At 57.8% G+C, this 24,512-nt stretch carries 20 protein-coding genes and 2 pseudogenes; 10 read left to right on the plus strand and 12 right to left on the minus strand.

The window, feature by feature from the left end; genetic code table 11:
* The first annotated feature begins 155 nt into the window (after nucleotides 1–155).
* Nucleotides 156–2,048, plus strand: coding sequence for a molecular chaperone HtpG (htpG, locus tag QTL94_RS16620; RefSeq protein WP_289802558.1), 1,893 nt, complete (start codon nucleotides 156–158; stop codon nucleotides 2,046–2,048).
* A gap of 312 nt (nucleotides 2,049–2,360) precedes the next feature.
* On the opposite strand, the gene QTL94_RS16625 is transcribed toward htpG, so the two are convergent.
* Nucleotides 2,361–3,107 carry an SDR family oxidoreductase gene (locus QTL94_RS16625; RefSeq protein WP_289802559.1) on the minus strand — a complete coding sequence of 249 codons (747 nt, stop codon included), beginning with the start codon at nucleotides 3,105–3,107 and terminating at the stop codon, nucleotides 2,361–2,363.
* A 96-nt stretch (nucleotides 3,108–3,203) separates the two neighbouring features.
* On the opposite strand from QTL94_RS16625, the gene QTL94_RS16630 reads away from it, so the two are divergent.
* A complete protein-coding gene (locus tag QTL94_RS16630; protein ID WP_289802560.1) occupies nucleotides 3,204–4,136 on the plus strand; it encodes an AraC family transcriptional regulator in 933 nt (310 codons plus the stop codon).
* A gap of 662 nt (nucleotides 4,137–4,798) precedes the next feature.
* On the opposite strand, the pseudogene QTL94_RS16635 reads toward QTL94_RS16630, so the two are convergent.
* Nucleotides 4,799–5,029: pseudogene (locus tag QTL94_RS16635) on the minus strand (aspartate aminotransferase family protein); the annotation flags it as partial.
* A gap of 39 nt (nucleotides 5,030–5,068) precedes the next feature.
* Here QTL94_RS16635 and QTL94_RS16640 point away from each other — a divergent pair.
* The 4 genes from QTL94_RS16640 (at nucleotide 5,069) to QTL94_RS28345 (ending at nucleotide 8,671) form a co-directional block, all read left to right on the plus strand.
* Nucleotides 5,069–5,908, plus strand: a complete 840-nt coding sequence (locus QTL94_RS16640) for an SDR family NAD(P)-dependent oxidoreductase (protein WP_289802561.1) — start codon at nucleotides 5,069–5,071, stop codon at nucleotides 5,906–5,908.
* A 574-nt stretch (nucleotides 5,909–6,482) separates the two neighbouring features.
* Complete coding sequence (locus QTL94_RS16645; protein ID WP_289802562.1) at nucleotides 6,483–7,208, plus strand: FadR/GntR family transcriptional regulator; 726 nt, start codon at nucleotides 6,483–6,485, stop codon at nucleotides 7,206–7,208.
* The gene (locus QTL94_RS16650) at nucleotides 7,205–8,356 is read left to right on the plus strand and encodes a mandelate racemase/muconate lactonizing enzyme family protein (protein ID WP_289802563.1); all 1,152 of its coding nucleotides are present in this window, start codon (nucleotides 7,205–7,207) and stop codon (nucleotides 8,354–8,356) included. The genes QTL94_RS16645 and QTL94_RS16650 overlap by 4 nt, the downstream gene beginning before the upstream one ends.
* A gap of 192 nt (nucleotides 8,357–8,548) precedes the next feature.
* Entirely contained in the window at nucleotides 8,549–8,671 is a 123-nt protein-coding gene (locus QTL94_RS28345; RefSeq protein WP_354666064.1) for a hypothetical protein, read from the plus strand.
* A gap of 474 nt (nucleotides 8,672–9,145) precedes the next feature.
* Here QTL94_RS28345 and QTL94_RS16655 read toward each other — a convergent pair whose 3' ends face one another.
* The 3 genes from QTL94_RS16655 to QTL94_RS16665 form a co-directional block, all read right to left on the minus strand.
* Nucleotides 9,146–9,556, minus strand: coding sequence for a VOC family protein (locus QTL94_RS16655; RefSeq protein ID WP_065690389.1), 411 nt, complete (start codon nucleotides 9,554–9,556; stop codon nucleotides 9,146–9,148).
* A gap of 148 nt (nucleotides 9,557–9,704) precedes the next feature.
* Nucleotides 9,705–10,304, minus strand: a complete 600-nt coding sequence (locus QTL94_RS16660; protein ID WP_065690478.1) for a Crp/Fnr family transcriptional regulator — start codon at nucleotides 10,302–10,304, stop codon at nucleotides 9,705–9,707.
* A 470-nt stretch (nucleotides 10,305–10,774) separates the two neighbouring features.
* Nucleotides 10,775–11,527 (minus strand): SDR family oxidoreductase, encoded by a 753-nt coding sequence (locus QTL94_RS16665; RefSeq protein WP_289802564.1) that lies wholly within the window; start codon nucleotides 11,525–11,527, stop codon nucleotides 10,775–10,777.
* Nucleotides 11,528–11,624: 97 nt separating this feature from the next.
* On the opposite strand from QTL94_RS16665, the gene QTL94_RS16670 reads away from it, so the two are divergent.
* The gene (locus tag QTL94_RS16670; RefSeq protein ID WP_289802565.1) at nucleotides 11,625–12,530 is read left to right on the plus strand and encodes an AraC family transcriptional regulator; all 906 of its coding nucleotides are present in this window, start codon (nucleotides 11,625–11,627) and stop codon (nucleotides 12,528–12,530) included.
* Nucleotides 12,531–12,754: 224 nt separating this feature from the next.
* Here the strand turns inward: QTL94_RS16670 and QTL94_RS16675 are convergent, their stop codons facing one another.
* The 3 genes and pseudogenes from QTL94_RS16675 to QTL94_RS28350 all read right to left on the minus strand — a co-directional run.
* Entirely contained in the window at nucleotides 12,755–13,051 is a 297-nt protein-coding gene (locus tag QTL94_RS16675; protein WP_289802566.1) for a type II toxin-antitoxin system RelE/ParE family toxin, read from the minus strand.
* Nucleotides 13,048–13,374 carry a type II toxin-antitoxin system ParD family antitoxin gene (locus QTL94_RS16680; protein WP_289802567.1) on the minus strand — a complete coding sequence of 109 codons (327 nt, stop codon included), beginning with the start codon at nucleotides 13,372–13,374 and terminating at the stop codon, nucleotides 13,048–13,050. Before QTL94_RS16680 ends, QTL94_RS16675 begins: the two co-directional genes overlap by 4 nt.
* Nucleotides 13,375–13,389: 15 nt before the next feature.
* A pseudogene (locus tag QTL94_RS28350) lies at nucleotides 13,390–13,572 on the minus strand (DUF4172 domain-containing protein); the annotation flags it as partial.
* Nucleotides 13,573–14,322: 750 nt separating this feature from the next.
* Here QTL94_RS28350 and QTL94_RS16685 point away from each other — a divergent pair.
* Nucleotides 14,323–16,200 (plus strand): sensor domain-containing phosphodiesterase, encoded by a 1,878-nt coding sequence (locus QTL94_RS16685; RefSeq protein WP_289802568.1) that lies wholly within the window; start codon nucleotides 14,323–14,325, stop codon nucleotides 16,198–16,200.
* Between the two features lie 282 nt (nucleotides 16,201–16,482).
* Nucleotides 16,483–16,680, plus strand: coding sequence for a hypothetical protein (locus tag QTL94_RS16690; protein WP_289802569.1), 198 nt, complete (start codon nucleotides 16,483–16,485; stop codon nucleotides 16,678–16,680).
* A 1,934-nt stretch (nucleotides 16,681–18,614) separates the two neighbouring features.
* On the opposite strand, the gene QTL94_RS16700 is transcribed toward QTL94_RS16690, so the two are convergent.
* From QTL94_RS16700 to QTL94_RS16710, 3 genes are all read right to left on the minus strand, one after another.
* Entirely contained in the window at nucleotides 18,615–19,211 is a 597-nt protein-coding gene (locus QTL94_RS16700; RefSeq protein WP_289802570.1) for a TetR/AcrR family transcriptional regulator, read from the minus strand.
* Between the two features lie 2 nt (nucleotides 19,212–19,213).
* Nucleotides 19,214–19,678 (minus strand): nuclear transport factor 2 family protein, encoded by a 465-nt coding sequence (locus tag QTL94_RS16705; RefSeq protein ID WP_065690397.1) that lies wholly within the window; start codon nucleotides 19,676–19,678, stop codon nucleotides 19,214–19,216.
* A 904-nt stretch (nucleotides 19,679–20,582) separates the two neighbouring features.
* Nucleotides 20,583–21,785, minus strand: coding sequence for an MFS transporter (locus tag QTL94_RS16710; protein ID WP_289802571.1), 1,203 nt, complete (start codon nucleotides 21,783–21,785; stop codon nucleotides 20,583–20,585).
* Between the two features lie 341 nt (nucleotides 21,786–22,126).
* Here QTL94_RS16710 and QTL94_RS16715 point away from each other — a divergent pair, with 341 nt between their 5' ends.
* Nucleotides 22,127–23,032: a LysR family transcriptional regulator gene (locus QTL94_RS16715; RefSeq protein ID WP_289802572.1), complete on the plus strand. Its 906-nt coding sequence runs from the start codon at nucleotides 22,127–22,129 to the stop codon at nucleotides 23,030–23,032.
* Between the two features lie 57 nt (nucleotides 23,033–23,089).
* On the opposite strand, the gene QTL94_RS16720 is transcribed toward QTL94_RS16715, so the two are convergent.
* Entirely contained in the window at nucleotides 23,090–24,103 is a 1,014-nt protein-coding gene (locus QTL94_RS16720) for an aldo/keto reductase (RefSeq protein WP_289802573.1), read from the minus strand.
* Nucleotides 24,104–24,512 lie beyond the last annotated feature (409 nt).

Consider the following 24,512-nt stretch of genomic DNA (forward strand, 5'->3'; position numbering starts at 1 on the left):
AGGAATTGTGGAGAATTGCCGATCGGCATTTGAGGAGAGGACGAAAGAATCTGTCGACAGACGATACCACTGGGATTGTAACGCGGCAGAGAGCACTTGAATTCTAATGCCGGGAAAACCATTTGACCGGCGATTTCCGCGCGATGGAGTTATCAATGGCAACAGTAGAAGAGCGGCACCCCGAGCAACACGTATTTGAAGCCGATGTCAGCCGGCTCCTGCACATGATGGTACATTCGGTCTACTCGGACCGAGATGTTTTCCTCCGAGAATTGATCTCGAACGCAGCGGATGCCTGTGAAAAACTTCGGTATGAGTCGATTTCCAAGCCGCAGCTCTCGGCCGAGGGGACCCAGCCGGGAATTCTTGTGACGCTCAATGAGGAGTCGCAGACACTCGTTATTGAGGACAATGGCATCGGCATGAACCGCGACGAGATGATCGACGCGCTTGGCACGATCGCGCGCTCGGGGACAAAAGCCTTCATGGATCGGCTGGAGGCGGCCAAAGCTGGGGAGAAAGCGGAACTGATCGGCCAGTTCGGCGTCGGCTTTTACTCGTCGTTCATGGTCGCTGACCGGGTCGATGTGATTTCCCGCCGCGCCGGTGAGAGCGAGGCCTGGAAATGGACATCCGATGGCAAGGGAAGCTATGAGGTCCTCGCGATCGATCTCGGAGAAGCGCCAGCGAGGGGAACGCGTGTCGTGCTGCATCTCATGGACGATGCAAAGAAATATACCAGCAAATGGACGGTCGAGAAGATCATTCGTGATCAATCCGGCCACGTACCCGTTCCTATCCGTCTCGTTGAAAAAGACGGCGCGGAGCCGTCGCAGGTCTCCGATGGTGCAGCGCTCTGGATCAAGCAGAAGAGCGAGATATCCAAGCAGGACTACGACGATTTCTATCGTAGTGTCTCGGGCCAATACGACGAGCCGCTGGCTAACGTGCATTTCCGCGCTGAGGGACGCCACGAATATACGACGCTTGCCTTCATCCCCGGCTCTCAACCTTTCGACCTGTTCGATCCAGACCGACAGGGTCGGATGAAGCTCTACGTGAAGCGCGTGTTCATAACCGACGAAGCCGAGTTGCTGCCGCGTTATCTGCGGTTCGTCCGCGGCATCGTTGACACCTCGGATCTGCCGCTCAACATCTCCCGCGAGATGATCCAGGAAAGTCCCGTGTTTGCCGCTATCAAAAAGGGCGTGACAAGCCGTATCCTTTCCGCCCTAGAGAAGCTGGCCGAAGGCGAAGCCGAGACGTTTTCCAAGGTCTGGAATCTGTTCGGCGCGATTCTCAAGGAAGGTATTTACGACGACTTCGAGCGGCGCTCGCAGTTGCTGAGGCTGGCGCGATTCCACAGTACCGTGTCCGGCGAGGCGACTAGGAGCCTAGCCGACTACCTAACCACGATGAAGGAGGGCCAGTCGGCGATCTATTACATCAGCGGCTCCAGTCTGGACCAATTGAGGTCGTCGCCGCAACTCGAGGGTTTTCGAGCCAAAGGTATCGAGGTACTTCTCCTTACCGATGGCGTAGACAGTTTCTGGCCGACCAACGTCGCAGATTTCGAGGGCAAGCCACTTAAATCGGTTACCCAGGGCCTTGCCGATCTAAACGCCGTGACCGGTGAGGGCGGCACTGATGAGGGTGGCCGGCAAGCTTCTCCGGAAGTCGTGGCATTCATCGATTTCGCTCGAAGCGCCCTTGGTGAGGAGGTCGCTGACGTGCGTATTTCCGATCGATTGACCGAAAGCGCGGTTTGCCTTGTCGCGTCGGAACATGGCCCCGATCGCCAGCTCGAAAAGCTCCTCCAAGGGGCCGGGCGGTTACAGACAGCATCGAAGCCGATCCTGGAGATCAATGCACAGAGCGAGCGTGTTAGAAGCATCGCATCGATCGACGATCCGGCCTTCCGCGAGGATGCGGTGTGGCTGTTGCTTGACGAGGCACGCATTCTTGATGGGGACAAGCCAGCCAATCCGCGTGCTTTTGCCGACCGGCAGGCCAGGCTGTTTGCGCTTGCGACCGGGCACGGCAAGTAGGGTCTTGGCAAGGCGGTCTTCGGCGTTCTCGCCAGAAATCCTCGGCAGAGGCGGTCGCTCAGCGCGATCGCCGAATGTTTCGCATTCCCTGGGAACGGACAGCGTTCTCAGTTCATGATCCCAGGTCATCGGCAGTCGCACCCGGTACGCTGCCCGATCTTTGAATTTTCAATTGGTCTGGACTCAGCGGGTCGACGGTTCGACTCCCTTCAGAGGCTGTGGCAGCTTGCGCCCATCCGACCCACTGGGCGGGAGACCACGTAGGGCAGCAGAAAGCGTGGCGGCCACTGCCGCCCTTGCCGCTATCATCTTTTAGCGCGTCTGAGCAAGCGCGATAGCGTCTGCGCCAGCAGGGAAGCGGAGCTGGTTCTCGGTATCGTGAGCGGCCTGCCAGATTGCTCCTGCTACATCGCTTTCCGTGGTGGTCAGGGCAGGATTCGCCAGGGCCCGGAGAATTGGCTGTGCGAAGTCAGCATATCCGTCGGGAAGGAGCTCCGAGACAGGAACGATGGCATTCGCCCCGAACCGAGTGGTTGGCGCATAGCCGGGCTCGACGAGCTTCATCCGGACCCCGAAATAGCGGAGTTCATGCGCAAGTGAAGCCGAGAAGCCTTCCACGGCCTGTTTCGTGGCGGTATAGGCTGCCGCGAGTGGAAATTCCCCCAGAGTAACGCTCGATGTGACATTTATGATCGTTCCGGACCGACGCTCACGCATCTGCGGGATGACGGCTTGGCACATCGCGATGACGCCAATCGTGTTGGTCTCGAAAAGCTGTCGGATAAGTGACATTGGCATCGCCTCGAACGCACCGACACCGCCAAGCCCGGCATTGTTCACCAGTACGTCAATTGGACCGGCCGATTTGAAGAGGCTGGCGATGCTTTCGGGGCTGGTGACATCGAGCGGCAGCACGCGCAGCCGGTCGGTTTCGGCAAATAGCGACCGGTTCGGGCGCCGCATAGTCGCGACCACATTCCAGCCGCGCGAAAGGAAGTGTTCCGCAGTGGACTTTCCGTAGCCCGATGATGTCCCGGTAATGAGGATGGTCTTGGTCATGTTAGTCTCCTTGGTTTCGATCATGTAGCAATAGACAGACACCTCAATACGATCTATAATCCAACATCCATAAAATGTTATAGATCGTCCAAATTCATGGATCCTCTCAGCGATATCATTGCTCTCCTGCGACCGAGAGCCGCGATAGCAAAGCCCATCTCCGGGCGCGGCCAATGGGGCGTTCGCTATAGGTCGTATGACCCACCCGGGTTTACGGTTGTCCTGACCGGAGAAGCATGGGTCACATTAGGTAACCAGGAGCCGCTTCGGATTGCCGAAGGCGATTTTCTCCTTTTGCCGACTACGCCAGCGTTCTCTCTGTGTAGCAAACCAGGCACCCCCTGCATGCCCGCTGAACCTCTGGCTAAAGCTGTCCGGCACGGCGATCAAGAAGGAGACCCAGATTTTGTGGCGCTGGGCGGGAGCTTCTCGATTGAGAGTGCCAACGCGTCGCTGCTGCTCGCGCTGCTGCCCGATGCAATTCATGTTCCCGCTTCGGCGGGGCGTGGGACGCGATTTGGCCGCTTGATCGAACTGCTGTCTGAGGAGTGCGTTTCCAACTATCCCGGCAAAGAACTGATCATCCAGCGCTTGCTGGAGACACTGCTGGTAGAGGCGTTGCGGTGGGACATTATCGGAAATAATGCAGCCTCGGCGGGTTTGTTGAATGGGCTGCGCGATCCCGCCATCGCCCGTGTTCTGCGTGCCATCCACGAGGACGTTCGTACGAGGTGGACCGTAGCCGATCTTGCGGGAATAGCTGGCATGTCGAGATCGGGTTTTGCCGCGCGGTTCAACGAGGTTGTTGGTTGCGCGCCAATTGAATATCTGGCGCGCTGGCGCATAGCACTTGCTAAGCAGGCACTGTTGAATGGTGCTAAGTCGCTCGACCGGATCGCCGATGACATAGGTTACGAATCCGCCAGCGCCTTCAGTACAGCGTTCAGTAAAAGGCTCGGATGCTCCCCGGGCAGATTCGCCAGAGGGTATGTTGCCGGTGTCAGTCCTGGCCTTCTTGCCGTCTCATGACGCTATCTGCCGCTGTCCTGTCACGCGTGAGAGGCAATTTTGGCTGCGCCCTGGGCTCCGCGGACGACCCGTCCTGCGGCTGGAGCTTTCGAACACGTGGTTCGCGCGGCAGTTACATCTTCCTAAGATCAGGAACCCGCCAGACTCGATGGCTGATTCAGCAGTAAGTTGTTGACATGTTATAGGCGTTCAGGATGCACGAAGGCTCGAACGTCTGGGTCACCGGTCCAAATGTTATCTAAGAGCAGGCTGTTTTCCTTAGAACGTCCTTGGTAAGTCTTCAGCGCGACCAGGACGATAACCAGGAGCGACCGGTAGATTTTATCGGCAGACGGCGCGACGCACAGCGCACTTATGGCGTTTCGGCCAACCTCATCCAGTTATGGCTGGCGTAGTTCGATCGCGGCGAGCTGAACGATGGGGAGGCTGAGGCCAGCGTCATCGCGGAGGACGAGGCCCACATTGCGGCGCTCGGACGCAAGGTCGGCCAGCTCACCATGGAGCCGGACCTGGTGAAAGAAACACCGGGCCAGCCGATCGCCAGCGACAGCGGGAGCTCCTCCATCATCACCCACGCTTGGACAAGACAACGGCTGGGATGTGGGAGGTGCTGATCCGAGCTGCGCAGTCCGTCATTCCAACGGAAAAATCCACGAACTTGTTTACACAAGAACAGAAGCTATCGCGCCGGCTGCCCCCTTGACGACGATATCGGCCCGCCTTACGGGTCAGGCAGAGCGGCGGCGCAATGCCGCGGATGTCGCCCTGTGGCATGGCCGGCCGATCACGCCCCGCTCCATCAGGGCGGTTGCAATCTGCGGGCCGACCTTGCGGGAGACGTCGAAGAACTTGCGGTGGTCCTTGTCCTCGACAAACTCGGCCGAGGCACACATAGTTTTGCATCCGGATCAGACAATGTCACAGGAGTTAGCATGGCCCGCCTTTCGAACACCGTCGCTGTCGTAACCGGCGGTGGCAGAGGAATAGGTCGAGAGATCGCTCTACAGCAGGCTAGGGAAGGTGCCAAGGTCGCCGTGCTGGCGCGAACGTTGACGGAAATTGAGACAACAGTCGCGCTTATCGAGGACGAGGGCGGGCAAGCGATGTCTATTTCGACGGATTTGATTGACCTTGCTGCGGTTGAAAATTCATTCACGCGCATCGCGGCTGAATTGGGTGCTGTAGACATTCTCATCAACAACCACGGCTCGTTTCAGGGCTTCGGTCCTATTTGGGACTGTGATCCCCTTGTGTGGTGGCGGGATGTCGAGATCAACCTGCGAGGTACCTTCAATACCTGCCGCACGGTGATCCCTGTGATGATGGGAAGGGGTAGCGGCCGGATCGTGAACCTGGTTGGTGGCGGAACGGGCAACAGTTTTCCACATGGCTCCGGCTACGCGTCCAGCAAAGCCGCAATCATGCGTCTCACGGAGTGTCTGAACGACACAACCATCGGCAACGAGGTGCGCGCTTTTGCAGTCGATCCCGGTCTTGTTCGGAGTGCGATGACGGAACTACAGCTATCGTCGGAGGCGGGGAAAACCTACCTGCCCGGGATCCAACAGCTTTTCGACGATGGTGTCGACATTGAGCCATCGCGGGCTGCGCTTTTGATTGCCGATATCGCCGCCGGACGTTTCGATCCTCTTGCCGGCCGTCTCTTGCGCGGTGTCGATGATCGCGATGCGCTTGCAGAAGATATGGATGCCATAGTCGCGGCAGACGGTAGAGCGCTGCGCTTCAGCGACCTGGGACAAGTCAAGCTGTAAAGCGAGGCAATGAGATATGTGAGCTGGTTTTGGAACGACCTTTGCTTTGGCTTCGAGCAGTGCGTTTTACTCAGAAGTGGAAACGGATGGGTACCAGTGGCGAGGGCGAGCGGAAACAGGGATGTGCCATTGCCAAAGCAGGTATGGTGGTACATCTCGCCAGCGTGAGGCGGCTAACAACGTGAATGATATTTAGACAGATCATTTTGTGCATAGTGATCCCTATTTTATATCTTTTGTCTTCTCATGGATGCGGCCGCTCAGACGACGAACTCAAGACGGTTCTCGGTGAAATAGCCGTCGCTACCGAAAAAGATGTGATCGTGCCGTGTTTTGCATGGCAGCACAAAGGTGGGCCGGCGTGCCATGGCTGGTATTCACGATATGCTTGAGTTCATGCCGTTGCCGTAGGGAGACGAAGCCGCCGACGTCGCGACCTCTACCTCTACCTATCAACTTCTCGGAGCCTCCACGCGACTTGGATCGCAGCCGCAATGTCGTTGCTTCGACCTTTCCGCGCTCATTGACAATAGTTTTAAATGGGATTTAAAGGGATCCTGTAGGGAGGATTCGCATGCTTGCAAAGGGATTAATCGCCGCGACTGTTCAGGCGATGGGGCAGTCGATCGTCAGCGGAGAATGGGCGCCAGGCTCAATCCTCCCGACCGAGATCGATTTGGCCAGCAAATATGGGGTTGGCCGGAACGCTCTGCGAGAGGCCGCAAAGGTACTCGCTGGAAAAGGGCTGATAAAAACAGCCCGCCGCTACGGGTCGCGGGTCGCTGACAAGGCGCACTGGAACAATTTGGATGCGGACGTCATCGGCTGGCGCTTGACCGACAAATCCTCCCACGCGCGGTACAGGCGCGAAGTTGCGCAGCTCCGGGAAATGATTGAGCCCGGAGCCGCAGCAATGGCGGCTACCAATGCAAGCGCCGCCGAAAGAGCCAAAATCGTCAGTCTCGCCAAAGCCATGGGGGAATCCCCGTCTTCTGATGCAATCGAGGAAGACATCGCGTTTCACTTGGCCATCCTGGAAGCCACGCACAACACCCTCATCCAGGCTCTCCGCAATCCTCTCGAAGTGATGTTGCGGACCTTGTTCCACGCCGATCTCCGGCTTCACGAAGCAGGACTTTCCTATGACCCCAATCCGGCCATCCACGTGGCCCTGGCAAGTGCGATTGCAGGGGGGCGGCCGGAGGAAGCACGACATATTGCAACCGCGATCGTCATCCGTGGCTCGGAAGGGGCGGATCGACTTGAGCAACTCCAAACCGGAGAGGAGATAACTGAATGAAAATCGATCGGATCGAGTGCTTTACTCCACGGGTCGGCCACCGGAACCAGCTCCTTATGAAAGTCACGACTATAGATGGGATCTATGGATGGGGGGAGTCTGGCCTGACAGGTAGAGAGCATGCCGTGATAGGGGCTCTCCAGCACTACAAGCAATTCCTGATCGGACGAGATGTTCGCCAGTGCGGCGCTCTTTGGCAAGAGATGTATCGCAGCCAGTACTTCGAAGGCGGACGTGTTTTGACCGCTGCGATCGGAGCTTTGGATATCGCCTTTCACGATATCCGGGCGAAAGCGTTGGGTGTTCCCGTTCACCAATTGCTGGGAGGCAAGCATCGCGATTGCGTTCCAGCCTTTGCCACTGCCCCGGCCGATCCAGGGCCTGAGATGATTGAGCAGGCCAAGGTCCTTTGGGATGCGGGTTGGAATTGCATACGCTTCGTGCCATGGGGCCAGCATTCGGTAGACGTTTTCGAGCCTCGGGAATCGATCGCCCGCACGGCGCCCTGGATGGTAAAAGCGCGAGAGGAGTTAGGACCGGAAGCGGTCCTTGGTATCGACTATCACCATCGGCTCTCGGTCGCCGAGGCGGCGTCATTCTGCCAGAAGATGCCACGCGCCACGCTGGACTTTATCGAAGAGCCTATCCGGGACGAAACCCCCGAGGCCTATGAGGCCCTGCGGCGGATGACCGACGTGCCTTTCGCCATCGGGGAGGAGTTTTCATCCAAGTGGCAGTTCCTACCCTACATTGAGCGCGATATCCATCAGTTCAACCGTTTGGACATATGCAATGTCGGCGGCTTTACAGAGGCCGCCAAGGTCGCGGCCTGGAGCGAAGCCCACTACGTCGACTTGATGCCGCACAATCCGTTGGGTCCGATATGCACGGCGGCCACCCTTCATCTTGCCGCGGCCGTCCCCAATTTCGCCTGGCTCGAGTGCCGGGCGTCCCCGGTGGAGCAGCTCGGCTTCGATTCGCGTGAACTCTTCCCAGAGCAAGCGGTTCTCGAGGGCGCCCGTTACCGCGTTCCCGACGGCCCCGGTCTGGGGATTGAAGTCAATGAGGAAGCTCTGACAGAGGTCGACTTCCAGTATTTCGAGCCGCCGCACCTCCGGCGTCGCGACGGTAGCTTCACCAACTGGTGAAGAGATAGAGGAGGAGGAAAAGTTGGCAATTTCATGTAGCCGGCAGGGCGCTGAGCGAAGGTCCACGTCGGCTCTCAGAAATTAAGAGAGATTGTCGTCTTATTTCGGCTAAGGTCCTAACGAGCCGCTTGCGCGATCTGCAGGGCCGCGATGTCATTTCTCGACAAGTGATGCCGACCTACACCACCCACTGTGGAATACACGCTGACGGCGCTGGGGAAAGAGCTATTGCCGGCCATAAGGGCGATAGTCGAAGTTGGCACAAAGCTGCATGCGCGGCGAGAAGTGTCGCGAAATCCGCATCTCACGCGGTGAGAGGAGACGTGGTAATCACGATGGTAAAGTTCATGTCGAAGTCTCGTTACTGGTCAGCTACCGCGGCCGCTATCAAAATTTAGGCCGGGCCGTTGATGTGAGGTGGGGGCTTGTAACATGAGCAAGCACTGCAGATTTTGAGCGAAGGAACTTCAATTCGATCCGCTGCATGGGGCGTAGGGCGCTTCCACGACGGATCAGAGGCACCAGCTACTCTTGAAATTGGGCGAAGCGACTGCTCCAGACGATCTCGAGGTTCTGATTTTTCCTCATGCAAACAACCCCCGATAGGTTCCAATCAATAACGCTGCAAAAGCGATCGTGGCGGCAAGACCGCATCCTCAATTTTTAAAATGGCATCGTGCGGCCGCCTGCATTGTGCTCGCCTGCACGATCGCGATGAGGCCCGCAGCGATCGGCGAATAGCGGTTTGTCGACCCGCTAGCGGGTCGACGACTACTGGAATGACTAACATCAGCCACCGGTAGACATCGCGTTCGGATCCATCCACACTGCTTCCCAGACATGTCCATCCGGATCGGCGAGATTGCGATTGTACAGGAAGCCGAGGTCTTGCATCGGATTGATGTCAGCTTCCCCGCCATGTCGGGCGGCAGCCTCATTCATCTGGTCGACCGCCTCGCGGCTCTCGCAGGAGATGGCCAGCATTACTTCGCTCGACGTTGCCGGCGGGATCGGACGGCTGGTGAAACCGCGCCATTTATCGTGGGTGAGAAGCATGACGTTGATCGTCTCGCTCACCACCATGCAGGCCGAGTTATCGTCGCTGAACTGCGCGTTGTTGGTGAAACCCAGGGCTTCGTAGAAAGCCTTGGCCCGAGCCAGGTCGGTCACCGGCAGGTTCACAAAAATCATCTTGGTCATCGTAGAGCCCTCTGGTCGTAGCGGGATACGGCCGAATCGGGGGCAATATCCGTGATTGAAGCCCCGCCATGACCTTCACGGCGGTTGCTTGGCTGCAGAGATGGGGCAATTCGGTCGCGGAAGAATTGATATTTGTTAAGAAATCGCCTCAGCGTTTGTCGGATCTTGTGATCGCGATTGTCTTCCGCAGTCGGCTGAGGCTTTCCGGGGTTATGCCCAACCAAGCGGCGATGTGATGCTGCTTCAGACGCTTATGCAGTTCCGGCTCCCTATGGATGAAGTCGATGTAACGCTGCATCGCGTCGTCATGCCGAAAAGCGATCTCGCCCGGCTCTTTATTGATAATCCAATGGCGTTCCATATAGCTGATGTAAAACGCTGCAATGTCGGGAAAGTCACTCACGAGCGACTTGAAAGCTGCAAAGTCATATTCGAGAACGGTGCTGTTCTCGATCGCCGTAATTGCGAATGGGCTGGGCTTGCCGAGCAGAGTCGCGCTGACCGATGAGGCAATGCGGTTCTCAGGAAAGAAGCATTTAATGACCAGGTCGCCGTCGCGGCCGACATAGCGCTGACACAGAAGGCCTTCGACAACGAAGGCATAGGTCGTCGGTACGTCGCCCGCGCGAATGAAGGGCTCCTCCTTACGATATTGTCTCTGCCGCAGGAGTGACGACCAGGCGAGCTCGGCTTTTTCTGACAGATCGGTGTAGGTCCGGATTTTGGTGAAGAATGCTTCCGTGTTCATGAGCTCAGTCCGTGAGTCGGCGATGGTCTTAGTCTGGCTCATTCATCGTCGTGGCAAAAGACCAATTCGTGTGCTGTGCTCACGTAGAGCGAGACGTTCCGCGGCACTGGGCAAACCAGACCATCATCGTTGCGACACGCCGGTGGCTGGCCAACCGCTCAGGTGCGATCTGGATGATTGCCCGAAGCACCTTTGAATTCGTCGATTTCGGCGATCAGCGACCGGATTTGAGGCGCTATCCGGACGGCCTCCATGTCTAGAAATTCCATTTCAACATCCATTCCCATCCAATCCCTAGACACTCTCAGACACCATTTATCCGTCCGCAAATGGTTCACGGAAACGATCCATGAGGTCTCAGTGACTTAGGTTTCGCAGTACGGCGCCGCGGGCTCAAATGCCTCTAGGAGCCAAATGTGTTGAATTATCACCGCTAGAGAGAAGAGGCAGCCTTTCGGCTGCCGCTTGGCCTACATTCCAGCTTCGGTCATCCAGGCCTCAGCATCAGCCCCTCCAGGAATGCGGAGCGGCGTCTTAGGCTGGGTGGCGGCGCGCCAGACCGCTTCGGCTACATCCCGTGCATAGGTTACCGGGCCTTTATCGTCCTGCACGTTCTTCCCGAACTGCTGTAGGAGTGACGCATAGTCAGGATCATCCAGGCCGCGCAAATGGGGCCGGGCATTGGCGCCAAACTTCGTTTCCGGAGACCGGCCTGGTAAAACGATGTGCACACGAACTCCGAATGGCTCCACTTCCACTGCCAACGACTCGGAGATGGCGTTCACCGCAGCCTTGCTCGCGCGATAGACACCGATGACCGGAAGCGTCCTGACCGTTACCGTGGAGGTGACATTGATAATGACACCCGCCCGACGCTGGCGCATTTGCGGAAGGAAAGCCTGGATCATCGCCAACGTTCCGATCGTGTTGATCTCAAACAACGACCGAACCGTTTCCGGTGTTGTGAGCTCGATCGGCGATGGTGCGCCTAGGCCGGCGTTGTTCACCAGGACATCAACCGGGCCAGCAGCTTTGACGGCCTCCCCGATGCTCGTCGGATCAGTGATGTCGAGGGGCAGCAGTCTAAGACGAGTGGCGGCCGGTAGCACCGCCGCGTCGGGGTTGCGCATCGTCGCGATCACATCCCAGTCGCGTTGCAGAAAGAGCTTTGCTGTTTCCAAGCCAAAGCCGGACGAGCAGCCGGTAATTAGTATCGTAGGCATATATGTCTCCGGATCAAAAGGAACACTCTGACCGTAGTGACCCGCAGCCGGACTTGATATAGGCTGAGATCCTCATTTCTTTAGTATAAGTCTTGATATGGCCGTTGATCCCCTTGCCGAAATCGTCACGTTGCTCCAGCCCGCCGCTCGTTTCTCCAAACTGGTGGAATGCAAGAACGCGTGGCGAATTCGACGTGGGGCCATGGGCGAGCCGTTCTACTCCGCAATCCTGAAGGGCAGTTGTCGCGTCAAGTTCGGGCACGGCGAACCGATCGTTCTTCACGCTGGCGATTTCGTTCTGGCGCCTGCCGCGCACGACCTGGTCAACGAGAGCGTCGAAGCACCGTCGCGCCCGATTGAAACAGTTCCGGTCCAGGTTGCAGAAGGCCATTTTCGCGTTGGTCCCGAGGAGGGGGCCGCCGATCTCGTCATGCGCATCGGACACTGCAGCTTCGGCGCGCCAGACGCCAATCTTCTGGTATCGCTTCTTCCAGACGTGGTCGTCGTCCGTGGAGAACGTCGCCTTACGACGCTGATGGAGTTAATCGGCGAGGAGACGCGGGGGCGACGACCCGCCCGCGATCTCGTGCTCGAGAGACTGCTAGAGGTGTTGTTGATCGAGGCCCTACGGTCAGGGACTGACCACACCGCGGCTCCCGGACTGAGTCGCGGCCTCGCCGACGAACGCCTGTCTTGCGCACTACGCGCGTTTCATGGACGTCCAGCGCATCCATGGACCGTCGCAGATCTTGCGGCGGCTGCGTCTCTCTCACGGTCGGCCTTCTTTTCGCGGTTCAGCCGCATCGTCGGGGTGCCGCCCATGGAGTACCTGCTTGCTTGGCGCATGGCCCTCGCAAAGCAGTTACTGCGTATGGGGGGAATTGGCGTGGACCAAGTGGCGGAACGTGTCGGGTACGGCTCGGCAAGTGCGTTCAGCGTGGCGTTTGCTCGGTACGCGCGCGTCCCGCCGGCGCGGTATGCGCGCACCCATCGAGCGGATTGACCGCAAACAGCAAATTGTTGGAAGTGGCGTCGACCTTGTTCACGCCTGCACCGGCAGAGGCTCCGCCTCATGACGGGATGCCACCCGCTGAATGCGCCACGATACGGACAAAGCAGCGCGCCGATCGAAATAGGCCTTCCGGTAGACGTCGGTCGTCGGTCAATCACAGGGGCGGCGGGTCGGATGATTTAACTTCCCGATAGTGCACCAGCGCAGGCGCTGGTTCATTCCCCGAACAGGATGGCCCCATAGTCGGTGGCGCCATGTAAGATGTGGATGATGACCACCCTTCCGGCTTCGACGCGGTAGAAGATCAGATAGTTTCCATGAACGCGACAACGAATATGATGGTGCTCGTAGCGGGGGACGAGGGCGAAGCCGTTCGGACTATCGACAAGATCCTCACACCTGCTCCGCAGCACCCGAATTAACAACAAGGCGCGCAGTGGATTATTCTCAGCAACATAATCGGCGATCTCCTCAAGGTCATTTTCCGCCTCGCTGGAGAGCTCAAGGATCATGTTGATTTTTCGGCCTTGTCAGCCATCGCACGATATTTGGCGTCGAGACGGTCGAAGACATCGCTCGCCGGTTTCGTTCGGCCAGCGTCCGCATCGGCAATGCCGCGCATGATAGAAGCATCCAGCGCGGCGAGGCGGGTCTCGCGATCCTGAACCAGTCGCACACCTTCACGCAGGACTTCGCTTTTCGAACCATAGCGACCCGTATCGACGAGTGGCTGGATATAGCTTTCGAGCTGTTTCCCAGATCGGCACTGATCGTGCCGTTCTCCATGTAATGTGATGGAGACAAGATAGGCCCGAGGACCGGACCTGTTGTTCATCCAGCTGTTCCCCTCGATCGCTGACGATTTTACAACATCGTCCGTCGACGCCCGTAGAAATGTTGCCTCGCGCGTACGAAAGCCGAGGCTCTCGACGCAGCCAATAAGCCTTCCTTGATCAAGGCGTACGACCGCAATTCTTGATGTCAGGCGGTCAATGTGCCAATCGAAACTTGGCCATAGGGTACTGCCAGATATAAGTCATCTTCTACAAGAAAGCCGATGTGCGGAGAATTTCAAGATTTTCCTCCGTATATTTGCGGAGATTATCATCCGTATTCTCCGCACCCGCTCCAAGGGTGGCATACAAAACAGCATCGGTTTTGCCGCCCTCGCATAACGTCGTTGGCTATGAGGACCGAAACTGGCTGATCAAAACCCACTTTGAGGCAGCCCACAGCCTACCATGAGCCGACGGACTTGCGCAGGTGGCACAATTGGGGCAGAGCGTTTTGAGCTTTGAAAGCACGACGTCTCGCCGCAGCTTTCTCTCGCTCTCGGCGCTGGCGTGTTGCGCCCCACCTTCAGCACCGGCCGGATGGTGGGGCAGCAGTCGACGCCTCACCCAGATGCGATCCGCCCTCCAAGACGCCCACGGCTTTCGAGCCGGCCGTCATGTGCGGCCCGATCGCGGGTGGTGGGTTCCTGATCAGGTGGTTTCCTACCGCAGATCGATTTACGCCACTATCGCCGGCAGGTTATCGATCACGATCTTTGAGCGCCCGGACACTATCGTCGTCGACATCCCCTCGCGTCTCCGCTTCACGACTCGATCCATGCCGGTTCATCCGCTCTGCCGTCGCCGGCCAGGCCCGACAATGCAAGCAAGCGGCTAGGTGCCGAACTCTGGAAAGCTTTCATTCAGCAAAGTCATTGAATGTCTACTCGCCGATAAGTAATTTGCAACCTCAGCTGGATTCAATGCTTTCCAGCCGCATGGAGACATCAATGTTACAAAGCCTGCAAAACATCATCCTCAGAATGGTTGCGCAGGGCGACGAGCTACAAGCGACCTTGGAAAGACTTTGCGTTGAAGTCGAGTACCTTCTACCGGGCGCTGTTGCATCGATACTGACACTCGATGATCAGGGGCGCCTACACCCATGTGTCGGACCCAGCTTGCCTATGAGCTACTCGATAGCGCTTGACAATCTCGAGATCGGCCCGGCGGTTGGTTCGTGCGGATCAGCGGCTTTTCTTGGCGAGGCGGTGATCGTTGATGACATTGAGCATGATCCGCGATGGGCTGAATTCAAGACCTTGGCACTGCCTCACAGTCTCAGGGCGTGTTATTCCAATCCGATCTTTGGCAGCAAAGGCAAGATCCTTGGCACGTTCGCGCTTTATTTTCGGGACGCACGCGCACCTTCTATTCTTGAACAAACCATCGTAGAGAGCTGTTTACCGCTGTGCATGATTGCGATGGAGCGTCACGAGCGGTTGCGGGAATATCGCCGACTTGCCTTCACCGACGTCCTGACCGGGCTACCCAATCGCGCAAAATTCAACGTCGCGATGGACGAAATGTTGCCGGGTGACTGGGCGCTTTTGCTTGTCGATGTCGACAACCTGAAGGTCGTCAACGACACGTTTGGCCATGCGGCCGGCGATGACCTGATTGCATCGGCTGCACGAGGATTGCTGAGCGTCGTCAGCCCTCGGGCCGTCTATCGCCTAGGGGGCGACGAGTTCGCGATCGTCCTCGAACCCGCTTCGGGCACTGAAGCGGAGAATATCGCTGCAGAGTTTGCCCGAAAGGTCCATCAGCCAACCCTATGCGCCGGTCATACGGTGTTTCCATCCATCACCGTCGGAATCGCGCACTCCGAGCAAAGATATTCGGCGGAAGAAGTCCGCCACTTCGCCGACCTCGCCCTTTATCATGCCAAGGACAAAGCCCGCGGTGGCTTTGTGACCTATGACGCGGCATTGACATCGACAATTGCGCAGCGCTACGAAGTTGTGCAGAGCGTAGCGACCGCCTTGAGGGATGATCGTTTCGAAGCCTGGTACCAACCGATCGTCCGCATCGATACCGGAGAGATCGTCGGCGTCGAAGCTTTGGCGCGCATGCGTCTGGTGACCGGCGAGGTGTTGCCGGCCGCCGCTTTCCATGAAGCCACGAAAGATGCCCATGTCGCGGCATCCCTGACACGCACGATGATCAAGCACATTTCGATGGACCTCGGTAGCTGGCTGAGATCGGGTATCCCAATCCAGCATGTGGGGATCAATCTCTCCGCCGCAGATTTTCAATGTGAGGATTTTCCGGAGAGCCTCCAAGCCGCGTTCGCGCGGGAGGGTGTTCCGCTCCATCACGCAATTCTCGAGGTGACTGAATCCGTTTATCTAGGTGGACGAGATCAGATCGTTGCCAAGAAGATCGCCTCGATGCGTGCGGCTGGCTTCAAGATTGCGTTGGATGACTTCGGCACTGGCTTTGCCTCACTCACTCACCTGATCACAATCCCGGTCGACCTGATCAAGATCGACAAATCGTTTACCGATCGGTTGGGTGACGATGATGTGGGTGTAGCGATTGTTGAAGGTATCCTCCATATCGCCAAGCGAATGGGAGTCCCTGTGGTCGCAGAGGGCGTGGAAACGCCTGCGCAGGCCGAAATGCTCCTGACGCGTGGCTGCACCCTTGGCCAAGGATATCTTTATGCCAAGGCGATGCCCGCTTCCGAAATGGGTGTTTTGCTTCGGGCCCGCGGCCAAAAGACGGACAAGGTGGCCGCTCGCGTTAACGTTGGGGGCGCCCCAGGTCGATCCCTGCTGATACAGAAGGGGAAGGCGCGAAGAGTTGACGCCTCCAATTTCTAAAACGTCGGGAACCCGCTATGGCCCGTCTGGCCTCAGCAGACGTGGAGAAAATTTTCGTCACATACGGCAGGAGCGTACTTCCTCAAGACAATGTGCTGCCTACATTTCCCGAAAACGATGAATGGTCCGTAATACTGGAAAGGTCGGGGCGCGTTCTCGCTCGACATAGACACCAACATCCTGACGCCAACGTCGGAGTTCAGGAAGATCTATGGTCTCTCAAAGCGCAGCTGGTGGATATCTCGGCAGTCGAGGCGCGCGTCTTCGATGAGGATAAGGAGATTGGAGCCAACGCCAGGAGCCGCCGCACTGGTCAGTCGCCGCTGGATGTCGAATATTGCATTCGACGGGGGAAATGACGGCCAGAAGCGCGAGATCGCCCGGCGAGGCGAATTCGAGTTCGACCCTGCGGGAAAGCCTGTCCGTTTCGTTGGTGTCGTCCAGGATGTGACGGATGGCCGCAAGACCGGCGAGACCTGAAAAATTGCGAAGCGCGCTTTCGAGCGCTAGCTCAAGCGATACCCAAGCACGTCTGGACGGCGAGGCCCGATGGCCGCTCGACTGTTTCAACGAGCGATTTTACGAGTACGCAGGAAAGCACGCGGGCGAACTGGACGGTGAGCTGTGGATAGGCATCGTTGGCCTGAAGCATGCGCCGAAACAGTCGGAAAAAGTTCGGCTGCCTGACGCTTCCGATGCCGGCAGGCCTGCGATCCGATCTTGGCCCCGCAGGCAATCCTTGACCTCGCGAACTCCGACAATCCTCCTCTTCATCGCCTGCTGGGAAGCGATGCTCTCCGTCGCACACGCAGCAAAATCGATCAGGTCGTCGAGGAGATTGACGCGTGGGAGGCCATCACGCGTTGGACGGATTTCCCAGGGGCATAGGGAGGCCGGTCTGTTCCTGTCCCGGATTTCATCAAGGAGAGGTTTCTCGACCGCGCAAGTTTTCACCCGTCCTATGCCGCGACGAACTTAAAGTGAATACCCGTTCGGTTTAAATTCTAGCGCAGGTTTCTGTAACGGGAAGTCGGGAACAGGGTCCTGTGTTTCGTGACAGGACCCTGTCTTTGAGACAGGTACCAGTAGGGGCGTCGGCACCCATCACAAACGCGAGCGCAGACGACCTTTCCAAGGCCCGAGCTCAGTGCCTAATACGATCCAGGACAGCCACAAGATCACCGACCGAACGGCTGGTGGTCGGCTTTCCACTCCCTCGATCTTGCTCCGATTACGCTAAGAAGACGTATCTAGGCAGACTAAAAAAAGCCGTGAAAAGCGCGGGAAACCCTCGTAAAAAGGTCAATTCCGCGATGGTTGGCCATTGACGCCAGCCAGCTTCGTGAAGCCGCCACATCGTTAACGGGTGAAGTTCCGAGGGGTGCATGTCGAAGGCAGAAGAAGGCCACGTGATTATTTCGAAGGCCGTTCAGAAATGGTATCGCCACTATCAAGTCGCTTGGGATGACGAGGCTTCATCTTTTCTTTGTGATGCCGCCCTCAAACTTACGACAACGGTTTTCGTTCTGTGGAGGAAGTCGCTGACAGGCTCATTAAGACCTATGTTGGCGTCCCCGATACTCGCGTTAATGCCTGTTCTTGAGATTCGGTTCGTTGAGTTGCTAGGTCCAAAATAATCAGCACTCGTCGCCTACGGCAGTTGGGGGTAATTAGTTTGGCGTACAGCGTCCCGCTTCATCACAGGTGAAGAGAGTTTCAAGGCGCACACAGGAAATCAAGCTTGACCGTGCAGTCAACCGTTCAGGCGTCGAAGTTCTCTTCACCCCCAATGCGGCGTCGAACAGGCCTCCAGCCGGGCACACGAGATGCAAATGAAGGGCTTCCCATGACGGGTGTGGCCCCGAGGTTCCATCTCAGCCACCGGGACGGCCACGATTGGATAACCAAAACGCGGCCCCTGAGTGACCGGTCCGCAGGGGCGGTGATCTAGATCCCGGTCGTTGTGGCGCGCTGTCCGTTGTGGCGCATCAAGCGGGATCATACTCCTCGACGTTGCGCATAGCTTTCAGATCTTCTGGTTCCTCTCCAGAGTGGGGACACGCGTGCGCAATTCTTCTTGGACCAGTGGCCAAACTACATTCATCGGTCCTTGACCGTGCCACGGGGGCTTCTGGTAGCGAGCCTCGGATGGTTCTGAGCTCCTGCGGCTGGATCACCTAAGCCTGCTCGGAACGTCCTGAAGCGAGATAGAGCCGGTTCAGAATTGCCTTGACATGTCGAGGCCAAACCTCTGGCTTTGTAATCCGTCGCGATCGACCGTGGCACTGTAACGTCCGGTGATCGTCCCGGCGCGACCAGACGCCAGCGTCATGCCAAGGCCGCTCCGTGAGATCTTCCTAGGATTGTGATAAAGTCCCTCGGCGCGTGTCAGGAACTTGGTGTGTTCATATCCTTCAGGGCAAGCTGTCGCCGGCACCATTGGCCTCGTTGCCTTCAACCACCAATCGTCCACGGAGCTGTTCGATAGCACGTTGAAAAACGGACGGATCGTCCAGTGCCCGAGAAAGAACAATTGCTCCTTGAATAGCAAGAACGGCCTCCTCCGCGAGGATGCGCGACTGTTTCGCGTCACGGCCTTGCCGGGTAAGCGCTGACTGCAACGCGTCCACCCAAGCGATGAAGTAACCCCGAATGGCTTGCGCGAAAAGGTCACGCGTATTGGAAACTGCCAACGCTCCGACAAGGCACACGCGCCTGCCGGACCTGAAATATTGGGCCGTCGAGTCGAGCATTGCTCCGATGGCGCCATTCGCGTTGCGCTCGTTACGCAACGGCGAATAGACGGCATCCTCGAACCATTGGCCGATTTCGTCGAGAACGGCCCGCACCATCTCTTCCTTTCCGTTCGGGAAGAAATGGTAAAGGCTGCCCTTTCCAAGGCCGGTGGCCTTGCCAATCAAGGCAAGGCTTGCACCCTCATAGCCATGTTCGCGGAAAACTTCGGCCAACGGGGCTATAGCGTCGGCTCTTTCAGCGACCATACGGGCCATGATTAGAGGCCCAGATCGCTGAGGCTGGGATGATCATCCGGCCGACGGCCAAGAGGCCAGTGGAACAAACGATCGCTTTCAGAAATCGGCATTTCATTGATGCTCGCGTGTCTGTGCGCCATCAGACCGTCCTCTGCGAATTCCCAGTTCTCGTTACCATACGCCCGGTACCAGCGGCCGCCATCGTCGCGATATTCATATGCATAGCGTACCGCGATGCGGTTGCCTGTGAAAGCCCAAAGCTCCTTGATAAGGCGGTAGTCGTGTTCCTTGTTCCACTTACGTGTCAAAAATGCCTGGGCTTCTTCGCGATTGCTCGCGAATTCCACGCGGTTGCGCCAGCGGGTATCGAGCGTATAGGCGAGAGCGACTTTGCCCGCGTCTCGGGTGTTCCAGCCGTCTTCGGCCAAGCGAACCTTCTCGATGGCAGATTCGCGGGTGAATGGAGGGAGTGGGGGCCGTGACATTTCGATCTCCTTTGTCAATTAATCTGTACCGAGTGGTAATCACTGTACCGATCAGTACAATATGCGAAAGAATGGGGGAGTCAAGCAAGTCTTGCCGCAGCTGAAATATTTCTGAGCGTTTTTCAGTTCGTGGACAGCGTGCGCCGGTTCCCGAAACAGTTCAAAACGAAGCGAGCAGTCCGTACAGCCAGGCGCTCGGACGCACCGGTTTCATGCGAAGAACGCTACGAAACCCGCGATCGAAACGATCACCGGCCGGCCCCAGCGATCGCAGAACGAATATTTCCGGCTATGCGCCCAACCCCCGCCCGTTCCTTCAGATTGGCTGGCATGCCGCTCGCCGCGGAAAAAGGTAATTCTCTAGTATGCGGTCCGCACCTCGGTGAGGGGTAGTGGCGCCCCAAAACTATCTGATCCCTCGCATTGTCCCATAATAGGGGGCACGCCGTAGTTCCGTCCTTCAACGCCTTATTTGATTGAAAGAGATGGCCACGGGTTCAACTGCCACGACAAGGCGTACAATACCGTGCCTCGGGGCCCTGCAGATCTTGAACAGTACGGAAAGATCCCGCCGTTCGTCCACCACTCGGACGATCTTCGCGCAAGCAAAGGTCGGCTTGTGTCACAAAATCTGCCGGCATGTTTTCTTCGGCGTCTATGCCAAGTTGCCTCGAGATATAAAGCACCTGGCCCAGGTCAATCGTGACAATGCGGTACTGTCGGCAGCACCAGTGGAGTGAATTTTTTCGAGCATGATTGGCCTCGATAATCATGTGGAAGCCTCATGATACTATTGGGCCGAGTTGAAAACTCCGATCCATTTCAGAAGAAGCGGACCGGAGCGCTATGAGACTACGGAACTTGGCCTCCGTGGGACACTTGTCACCGGCAAGGCATTCAGATCCTAGCCGCGCCGGTGCAACAGAGTCAGGCCGAACACGAGCAGTCCCAGCAGCGTTACGGAAAAGCCGGCCCAGGCGGAGGACAGGAGACCATAGCCAGCTCCAACCGCGACACTGCCTGCCCAAGCGCCGATCGCATTGGCGACATTGAGCGATGCAAGGTTCATCGCGCCCATGAGGCTGGGAGCTTCAGGCGCTAAGCGGGTCAACCTTACCTGGATGGTCGGGATCGCTGCCATCATGGCCGCACCAACGCCGAACACGGCGGCGAAGAAGATCCAGGGATTGGTGCCGCCAACCGCCAGCGCAGCTAGGATCAGCAGTGTGCTACCGAAACCAAGGACGATTCCGCGTGCAGGATAGAGATCGGCGAGCTTGCCGCCAAAGACGTTGCCCACCGTCATACCGATTCCGAAAATCGCCAGCGAGGCAGGAATCATGTCGGGCGACAATCCTACAACGTCGGTGACCAGCGGTGCAATGAAGGTATAGACGGCGAAGATGCTGGCGATGCCGAGTGCCGCGACGATCATAACGCCCCAGACCTGTGGCTTACGAAGCGAAGACACCTCCTGGATCACCGGAACGCCATCGAGCGCCCTGGTGCGCGGCACCCATTGGAAGATTGCGGCGAATGCGAGAAGCGAAAAGGCCGCGACTGCAAGATAGGTTTCACGCCACCCGATCGTCTGCCCCAGAAGGGTCGCCAGAGGTGAACCGAAGATCGTCGCAACCGTCAGTCCGGTCATGACGATGGCAAAGGCCTTTCCGGCCTGCCCCGGCCCGACGATGTAGGAGGCGACGACAGCGCCTGCACCGAAATAGGCACCCTGTGGCAGGCCGCTGATGAAGCGGGCCAGCATGAAGAAGCCGAGGTTGGAGGCCATGGCCGACAGGACGTTACCGGTGATGAACAAGCCCATGAGAGCAAGAAGCAGAGTGCGGCGATTGAGCCGTGCGGCGGCAAGTGTCACAAGTGGAGCGCCGATGACGACGCCGAAGGCATAAGCGGCGATCGCACTGGTCGCATCGGGAATGCTGACGCCGAGGCTCTCGGAAAAGAGCTGGATAATGCCCATGCTGGCGAATTCCGAAGTTCCGATCGAGAAACTGCCGAGCGCCAGCGCCAGCAGTGTCAGATTGCGGGAACGCGCATTATCGGCTGGCGCTTGGATGTAGGTGTTAGCTTGCGAGACGATTTCCATGATGCTGATCCTTTCCGAAACCGTGTGGGGAACAGTCTTTTGCGGAACTCACGTCCGGCTTGCTGCTCTGACGATCAGATCTCACATCGGAGGCGCGATCAGTAGACGCGGATTGTTCTCAGCATTTGAGAAACCGTTTCACAGGAGGGGTTTTTTGGCGACCGAGGGCTCGCTCCAGGCCAGCGGGATCTGAAGTCACCCTTCAGCAACTGCGCTCTTCCCCGGTGCAACTGAGGCGTCTCCTCGACGATGTTTGATATTCCAGTCCAAATATCTCAGGACAGACAGGCGGAACACCTGGTAGAAAGCTCCGTTTGGTGAAATCAGATCACAGGTTCGGCATGGATAACCGCGCAGGCGAAATGATGGTGTTCGTTCGTGTTGTGGAAGCGGGAAGCTTTTCGGAGGCGGCGCGGCTCATGTTGATGACGCCATCGACCGTGTCGAAGTTGATCGCCCGGCTGGAATCCCGGCTGGGTGTCCGACTGATCGAGCGCTCGACGCGCCGGCTGGCCCTCACCGTCGAAGGACAGTTTTACTATGAGCGCAGCCAGGCGCTGCTCGCCCAGCTCGACGAGACAGAGCAACAGATCGCACACGGCGGAGCAGAGGCCGAAGGTGTTGTTCGCATCACCTCCTCGGTGAGCTTCGGCACGACGGCTGTGGAACCTATCCTGCCGATGTTCTTCCAAGCCTATCCTAATGTGATCGTGGATTTGTCGCTGTCGGACGAGGTGGTCGATCTCTATCTGGATCGCACGGATATCGCGATCCGCGTCGGCAAACTTCCCGACTCAAACCTGATGGCGCGCAAGATTGGCGAGACCAAACGGTGTATCGTGGCCTCACCGGCCTATCTGGAGCGCCACGGCACGCCGACAACGCCGGAAGAACTTGTCCATCACAATTGTCTCGGCTTCAATTTCCGCCGGGCCATGCCCGTATGGCCGATGCGCGAAGGCGGGCGGATCGTCGAGCGCATGCTTAGCGGGTCTTTGCTGGTCAACAACGGCGATACCTTGCGCCGCATGGCAATCGCCGGTGTCGGCATTATCCGGCTTGCAGACTATCACCTGCGGGGGCCGATCGAGCGTGGTGAGCTTGTCGAGCTACTGGCTGACAGTGATATCGGCGTTGTGGATGAAGTCCACGCCCTTTACCGGGGATCGCAGTTTCTGCCGGCCCGCGTGCGCGCGTTTCTGGACTTCGCGATCCCTCGGATGCAGAAATTCTTGCAACCCCGTTAAAAATCCAGGCCGACCGGGAACCGATTGTCCGGTCGGTAGGAGTCTCGATATTTTGGGTCAGTCGACGATCGGGAGTGGAGCTGCCGGGTCGACGAGGCCACCATCACGCAATTCGCGCCAGAAATCTGTGGGGATAGTCTCGCCTAATGCAGCGCCGTCTTCAGCGATCCGGGCAGGGCGGCTGGCGCCAGGGATAACGGCGGCAACCGCAGGGTTGGCCAGCGTAAACTGCAAGCCGGCAGCCTTCATCGAGATGCGGTAGCGATCAGCGATTGCCTTGATCGCGGCGACCTTGGCGAGGATTTCCGACGTCGCCGGCACGTATTCGAAATTCGGGCCGCCGACGAGCGCCCCCGAGCTGTAGGGCCCGCCGGCGACAATCCCAAGGCCGCGTTCGGCCACGGTGGGCATGACGCGCTGAAGAGCGCGTTCGTGATCGAGAAGCGAATACCGACCGGCCAGCAGGAAACCGTCTGGGCGGGGTTCGTCGAGCGCAAGCAACAGCTCGATCGGCTCGACCTTGTTGACGCCGAGACCCCAAGCCTTGACCACGCCTTCATCGCGCATCCGGTCGAGTGCGCGAAACGCCCCCTTGCGCGCCTCCTCGAACTTGCCGAGCCACTCGTCGCCGTAAAAATCCTGTGCAATGTCATGGACCCAGGCGATATCGATATAGTCGGTCTTGAGGCGCTTGAGACTGTCTTCGATCGACCGGTAGGTGGCGTCCTCGGTGTAGTCGTTGACGATCTTGTTGGGCCGGCCATACTTGAAGACCTCGCCCTTTTCGCCGAGATCACGGGCGCTGATATTCTCGATTTCGTCGAGGATCAGCCGGCCGACCTTTGTGCTGATGACGTATTGATCACGCCGCTTGCCGGCGAGCGCCCCGCCCATGCGTATTTCTGCCAGGCCCGCGCCATAAAACGGCGCATTGTCGTAATAGCGAATACCGTCGTTCCATGCGGCCTCGACAGTTGCCAGCGCTTCATCCTCGGGAATATCGCGGAACATATTGCCGAGTGGCGCCGCGCCAAAGCCGAGCTTTCCGGGTAGAATATCTTTTATAGTCATTGTCTTATCCTTTCATCCTGGTGCGGTTGAAACAGGTTCGCTCCTGTTGACCCGGAAGATGGAGGAAGCAGAGCTGCCGCGATAGCCGGCAGACGTTCGCAGCATCTTCGAAGGAAATTCACAAATAGCCGTAAAGGTCATCTGCTTGCGGAATTGCTTTCGCGGGTGACTAGCCGGAACGCACGGCCAATATCGAAAACGGTTCAGGTTCTTCTGGAAGGTCAGCCAGCCCAGTTTCGACCGCAAGGCTTTGGTCATACTGTTGTTGCTTCGAACTGCATGTGGTCTTGCAGTCAAGCCGCCGAGCGCGATCCTGTTTTGTGTGTATAGGATCTGCTGGGAATCTCGAAAGCGCCCCGCATCACCGCTCTTCTACCATCGCTTCGGACCTGATCTCGATCACCGATTA

Source organism: Rhizobium sp. S96 (assembly GCF_030382195.1).
In the GTDB taxonomy this organism is placed as follows: Bacteria; Pseudomonadota; Alphaproteobacteria; order Rhizobiales; family Rhizobiaceae; genus Rhizobium.

What these genes read in the sequence shown, in the direction of transcription:
- htpG (WP_289802558.1), top strand. Translation starts at nt 156, where the DNA reads ATGGCAACAGTAGAAGAGCGGCACCCCGAGCAACACGTATTTGAAGCC.
- QTL94_RS16625 (WP_289802559.1), bottom strand. Translation starts at nt 3,107, where the DNA reads ATGACCAAGACCATCCTCATTACCGGGACATCATCGGGCTACGGAAAG.
- QTL94_RS16630 (WP_289802560.1), top strand. Translation starts at nt 3,204, where the DNA reads ATGGATCCTCTCAGCGATATCATTGCTCTCCTGCGACCGAGAGCCGCG.
- QTL94_RS16640 (WP_289802561.1), top strand. Translation starts at nt 5,069, where the DNA reads ATGGCCCGCCTTTCGAACACCGTCGCTGTCGTAACCGGCGGTGGCAGA.
- QTL94_RS16645 (WP_289802562.1), top strand. Translation starts at nt 6,483, where the DNA reads ATGCTTGCAAAGGGATTAATCGCCGCGACTGTTCAGGCGATGGGGCAG.
- QTL94_RS16650 (WP_289802563.1), top strand. Translation starts at nt 7,205, where the DNA reads ATGAAAATCGATCGGATCGAGTGCTTTACTCCACGGGTCGGCCACCGG.
- QTL94_RS16655 (WP_065690389.1), bottom strand. Translation starts at nt 9,556, where the DNA reads ATGACCAAGATGATTTTTGTGAACCTGCCGGTGACCGACCTGGCTCGG.
- QTL94_RS16660 (WP_065690478.1), bottom strand. Translation starts at nt 10,304, where the DNA reads ATGAACACGGAAGCATTCTTCACCAAAATCCGGACCTACACCGATCTG.
- QTL94_RS16665 (WP_289802564.1), bottom strand. Translation starts at nt 11,527, where the DNA reads ATGCCTACGATACTAATTACCGGCTGCTCGTCCGGCTTTGGCTTGGAA.
- QTL94_RS16670 (WP_289802565.1), top strand. Translation starts at nt 11,625, where the DNA reads ATGGCCGTTGATCCCCTTGCCGAAATCGTCACGTTGCTCCAGCCCGCC.
- QTL94_RS16675 (WP_289802566.1), bottom strand. Translation starts at nt 13,051, where the DNA reads ATGATCCTTGAGCTCTCCAGCGAGGCGGAAAATGACCTTGAGGAGATC.
- QTL94_RS16680 (WP_289802567.1), bottom strand. Translation starts at nt 13,374, where the DNA reads ATGAACAACAGGTCCGGTCCTCGGGCCTATCTTGTCTCCATCACATTA.
- QTL94_RS16685 (WP_289802568.1), top strand. Translation starts at nt 14,323, where the DNA reads ATGTTACAAAGCCTGCAAAACATCATCCTCAGAATGGTTGCGCAGGGC.
- QTL94_RS16700 (WP_289802570.1), bottom strand. Translation starts at nt 19,211, where the DNA reads ATGGCCCGTATGGTCGCTGAAAGAGCCGACGCTATAGCCCCGTTGGCC.
- QTL94_RS16705 (WP_065690397.1), bottom strand. Translation starts at nt 19,678, where the DNA reads ATGTCACGGCCCCCACTCCCTCCATTCACCCGCGAATCTGCCATCGAG.
- QTL94_RS16710 (WP_289802571.1), bottom strand. Translation starts at nt 21,785, where the DNA reads ATGGAAATCGTCTCGCAAGCTAACACCTACATCCAAGCGCCAGCCGAT.
- QTL94_RS16715 (WP_289802572.1), top strand. Translation starts at nt 22,127, where the DNA reads ATGGATAACCGCGCAGGCGAAATGATGGTGTTCGTTCGTGTTGTGGAA.
- QTL94_RS16720 (WP_289802573.1), bottom strand. Translation starts at nt 24,103, where the DNA reads ATGACTATAAAAGATATTCTACCCGGAAAGCTCGGCTTTGGCGCGGCG.